The organism is Streptomyces sp. SID3343 (genome assembly GCF_009865215.1).
In the GTDB taxonomy this organism is placed as follows: domain Bacteria; phylum Actinomycetota; class Actinomycetes; order Streptomycetales; family Streptomycetaceae; genus Embleya.
In genome coordinates this window covers 1-1,764 of sequence record NZ_WWJX01000974.1, presented here as the reverse complement: position 1 = coordinate 1,764, position 1,764 = coordinate 1, and the positions used below count along the sequence as shown (strand labels likewise).

Below are 1,764 nucleotides of genomic sequence, written 5' to 3'. Positions count from 1 at the left end.
CGCGCGGGTACGGCGGCGCGCCGAGGCTCGCCGCCGTACCCGCCGAGGCGCCCGTTCACGTGTCGCGACGCCGGAGCAGCACGGCCGCGACGGCCAGTGACGCGAACGCGTACAGCGCGAACACCGCGAGCCCGGTCCCCGGGGTCAGCGTGTGCTCCGCGTGGTGCCAGCGCAGGAACGACTGGCCCGCCTCGCTCGGCAGGAACTTCGTACCGTTGTTCTGCCACGACCGCGGCATCACCTGGGCCAGCGCGGGCAGCACGAGCAAGAGTCCGACCACGGCCGAGATCCCGCCCGCGGTACTGCGGATGACCGTGCCGAGGCCGATCGCGAGCACCGCGACCAGGGTCAGGTAGAGCGGCACGCCGACCACCACCCGCGGTACGCCGGCGTCGCCGAGCGAGACTCCGACGTGGCGATCGGCCAGCAGCGCCTGACCACCGAGGAAGGCGATCACCGCGGCGATTCCGGTCGACACGAACGTGACGACCGCGAAGACGAGCGCCTTGGCCCACAGCACCGGCAGCCGGTGTGGCACGGCCGACATCGTCGCGCGGATCGAACCCGTGGCGTATTCGCCCGTGACCACGAGCACGCCGAGTGCGCCGATCGCGAGCTGCCCGACGAAGAATCCGCTCAGCGCCCCGTTGGGTGGGGAGAAGTCCGCGCGGTTGGCCTCGCTCATCGTGGGCCACGAGTGCGCCATCACCGCGCACAGCACGAGGCCGAAGCCGATCAGGAAGACGATCGCGGCGAGCAGCGTATAGAACGTCGAGCGCAGGCTGCGCAGCTTGATCCACTCGGCGTCGAGCACGCGCGGGAAGGTGACCGCGCCCCGCCCCGCGGCGCGCGACTCGAAGACGGGAACGGAACCGGGAGCCGAACCGGGAGTGGGGCCGGAACCGGGAACGGAGCCCGGGTAGGTCGTCGACATCAGGCCACCGCCCCGGTGCGCTGCTCGGCATCCACCTGGTATTCGACGGCGTCTCGGGTCAGTTCCATGAATGCCTCCTCCAGGGACGCCTGTTGGGGCACCAACTCGTACAGGACGACCCCGTGCGCCGCCGCGAGCCGGCCGATGTCGTCGCAGGTCAACCCCTCCACCTCCAAAACATCCCCGGTTCGGCGCGTCACGCGCACGTCGGATCCGAGTCGCAGCAGCCCCTCCAGCGCGTCGGCGTCGGGTGTGCGCACCCGGACCTGGTTGCGCGACGCGGAACGGGTGAAGTCGACGACGGACGTATCGGCGATCAACCGGCCTCGGCCGACCACGATCAGGTGTTCCGCGGTCAGGGCCATCTCGCTCATCAAATGTGAGGACAGGAATACCGTGCGGCCCTCGGCGGCCAGGGACTTGAGCAGCGTGCGGATCCACAGGATGCCCTCGGGGTCGAGCCCGTTGACCGGCTCGTCGAGTACGAGCGTGGCGGGATCGCCCAGCAGCGCGGTGGCGATGCCGAGGCGCTGGCCCATGCCGAGCGAGAACCCGCCGACCCGCCTGCGGGCCACGTCGCCCAGACCGACCTGCTCGATCACGGCGGCGACTCGGCGTTTGCCGATGCCGCTGGTGGCCGCCATCGAGAGCAGGTGGTTGTACGCGGAGCGGCCGGTGTGCACGGCCTTGGCCTCCAAAAGCGCGCCGACCTCGTGCAGCGGTGCGCGATGGTCGAGGTAGCGGCGGCCGTTGACGGTGACGGCACCGGACGTGGGGCTGTCCAGGCCCAGGATCATTCGCATCGTGGTGGACTTGCCCGCGCCGTTGGG

Annotated in this window: 2 protein-coding genes; both read right to left on the bottom strand. The window is 70.9% G+C overall.

Translation table 11 applies throughout. The features are described 5' to 3' along the window. Positions 1 to 55: 55 nt before the first annotated feature. Positions 56 to 934, bottom strand: a complete 879-nt coding sequence (locus GT354_RS30590) for an ABC transporter permease subunit (protein WP_161359619.1) — start codon at positions 932 to 934, stop codon at positions 56 to 58. Next, positions 934 to 1,764 (bottom strand): ATP-binding cassette domain-containing protein (locus tag GT354_RS30585; protein WP_161359618.1); only part of this gene is annotated, 831 nt, incomplete at its 5' end. The genes GT354_RS30585 and GT354_RS30590, both read right to left, overlap by 1 nt.

Coding starts and splice junctions, on each gene's coding strand:
- GT354_RS30590 (WP_161359619.1), bottom strand. CDS start 934: ATGTCGACGACCTACCCGGGCTCCGTTCCCGGTTCCGGCCCCACTCCC.